Origin of the sequence: Synechococcus sp. R3-13 (assembly GCF_047462195.1) — a bacterium.
Taxonomy (GTDB): Bacteria; Cyanobacteriota; Cyanobacteriia; order Thermostichales; family Thermostichaceae; genus Thermostichus.
Window position 1 is genome coordinate 1 of the sequence record NZ_JANSIO010000089.1, and the last position, 2,421, is coordinate 2,421.

Sequence of the window (2,421 nt, forward strand, 5' to 3'; positions counted from 1 at the left end):
GGGGGGATCCCTAGAAATTGGAAACCTTTCCAATAAGTCCTAACGGCTTCAAAATTCTCTCTGTGATTGTTCCCCCTTCGGGGGGATCCTTAGAAACTGGAAAAGAGAAAATCGAAGTCAAACGAAACTGGGCCTGGTTATCAGGCGGGCAGCGAAAACAACGGCTGAAACGCTCCAGAAATCGGCCTGCTGGCTGGGGAAAGTCGGGGAAAGTGAGGTCTGGATCCCCGGCAGCCACCGCTGCCCAAAAGTAGCGCAATTGTGGGGCCAAGGCTTGTGCCTGTTCCAAAGGCAAATTCAGCGGTGCGGAGGTTAAAAACTTAACCACCGCTGGTTCGCTGCGCTGGGCCATCCACTCCCGGGAGAACGCTTGCAAATCGGGCCAATCGGGCAGGGATCCCACCCGGTAGCTCTGGATATGGACTTGGATTCCGGTCTCTCGATCCGACCGGATCTCGACAAGGCGGTAGGGGTGGGGAAAGCTGACCAAAGAGCCGGTGGTAATGTCGTAAACCCCCCCTCGTCGGGCGATGTGCTGGATGTGCAGATGTCCGGTGAACACCAGTTGCACCCCATAAGCTTGCAGCAGCCGCCGCAACTGAGAGGCATTCTCCAGCATGTAGCGACGCCCCCAGGGATGGAGAGACTGGCCGCGCAGATGCTCGACCACATTATGGTGCACCATCAGCAGCACCAGCTCTTCCTCGGCTGCCGCCAATTCTTTCTCCAGCCAGGTCAGTTGTTCTGGGGTTAGACACCCCACCAATTGACCCTGAGCATCAAAATGGTTGGAATTGAGGCCGATCAAACGGATCCCTGGCCGCAGAACCCGGCTGTAATCCAAAGACTGCCCGTCCTCATAGCCAAAAGCTTGGTAGTAGCGGGGAAAATCAGCCAAACCGATGGAGCGCCCGTTGGCCTTGGGCTGGGGCACATCGTGGTTGCCGGGCACCACAAAAGCCGGAAAGGGCAGCCGAGCCAGCCGCTCCGCCAGCCACGCATGGTTTTCCGGCTCCCCATGCTGGGTCAGATCCCCCGGCAACAGCAGAAAATCCAAAGGCAACTGCACCAGATGCTGCAAAACCTGTTCCAGAGCCGGAATGCTCACCTCTACCAAGTGAAACCGGCTGGGGTGATCCCAAAGGGTGGAAGGGAGGGCGACGTGGGGATCGCTCACCACAGCAAAGCGGATCTGCACGGATTACTCCCCTTGACAACAGCAAGCAGATAGAGCCTTCGGCCCACCGGGGGGACAAGCGCTTCTGCTATTCTGGCATCCATCACGGGATCCCGATTATCTCAGGAGCACAGCATGGTGGCCCAGGTGATTACCATCGATCACCCTCTGGTGCAGCACAAGCTCAGCCTCATGCGCCGTGTTGAAACTACAACCGCCGACTTCCGAGCGCTGATGCGGGAGATCAGCCTCTTGATGGCCTACGAGGTGACCCGCGATTTGCCCCTCAAGCTGCAGCCCATTCAAACCCCGATGGCCCCAATGTTGGCGCCGATGTTGGCGGCAGAGAAAAAGTTGGTGCTTGTCTCCATCCTGCGGGCCGGCCAAGGGCTCCTCGACGGCATGCTGGAGCTGATCCCATCAGCACGGGTGGGGCATATCGGCCTATATCGGGATCCCCATACCCTGATCCCCATCGAGTACTACTTCAAGGTGCCCACCGATATCGAAGATCGTGAGGTGCTGGTGGTGGATCCAATGTTGGCCACCGGCCATTCGGCAGCAGCGGCTGTAGCGCGCCTACGCCAAACCCGACCCCAGTCGATCCGCTTCATCTGCCTGGTGGCCGCCCCAGAAGGGATCCGGTATTTCCACGAACAGAACCCAGATGTGCCAATCTATACCGCTGCTGTAGACGATGGCCTAGACGAGCACGGCTACATCCTCCCCGGCCTAGGAGATGCAGGGGATCGCCTGTTCGGCACCCGCTGATGGGAGAGTGCCATGCCTACAGCACCCTATGTTGCTGCGCCACACTGAACGGGAACCGCACCGCTGTCGCGATTAGGAAGTTGGGTTGGGCGCCAACAACTGTTCCCCCCTCAACATGCGGGCAGCAGCGCTGAGCAGCTCCTCTTCCAGATAGGGCTTGGTGAAGTAGGCAGTTGCTCCCAGCTCCCGTGCTGTTTGCCGGTGCCGTTCTGCCCCCCGCGAGGTGAGCATGGCAACCGGGAGATGCTTGAAGTTGCTGTCTTCCCGCAGGCGGGTGAGCAGTTCTAGGCCGTCCATCCGCGGCATCTCGATGTCGCAGAAGATGAGGTCGCAGGGCAGGCCGCCGCGCAGCTTTTCCCAGGCATCCTGGCCATCCCGCGCCTGTTCCACCCGGTAGCCCACCTTCTGGAAAGACATCGAGAGCAGCTCCCGAACGGCGATCGAGTCGTCCACGATCAACACGGTGGTCTGGC

At 59.4% G+C, this 2,421-nt stretch carries 3 protein-coding genes; 1 reads left to right on the forward strand and 2 read right to left on the reverse strand.

Going from position 1 to position 2,421, the window contains the following annotated elements; translation table 11 throughout:
• Positions 1-10: 10 nt before the first annotated feature.
• A complete protein-coding gene (locus NW856_RS03005) occupies positions 11-1,198 on the reverse strand; it encodes a metallophosphoesterase family protein (RefSeq protein WP_414399019.1) in 1,188 nt (395 codons plus the stop codon).
• Between the two features lie 114 nt (positions 1,199-1,312).
• Here NW856_RS03005 and upp point away from each other — a divergent pair, with 114 nt between their 5' ends.
• The gene (gene upp / locus NW856_RS03010; protein ID WP_414329961.1) at positions 1,313-1,948 is read left to right on the forward strand and encodes a uracil phosphoribosyltransferase; all 636 of its coding nucleotides are present in this window, start codon (positions 1,313-1,315) and stop codon (positions 1,946-1,948) included.
• A gap of 72 nt (positions 1,949-2,020) precedes the next feature.
• Here upp and NW856_RS03015 read toward each other — a convergent pair.
• Positions 2,021-2,421, reverse strand: a 401-nt coding sequence (locus NW856_RS03015) for a response regulator (protein ID WP_414399020.1), incomplete at its 5' end; no start/stop codon positions are given.

What these genes read in the sequence shown, in the direction of transcription:
- upp (WP_414329961.1), top strand. Translation starts at nt 1,313, where the DNA reads ATGGTGGCCCAGGTGATTACCATCGATCACCCTCTGGTGCAGCACAAG.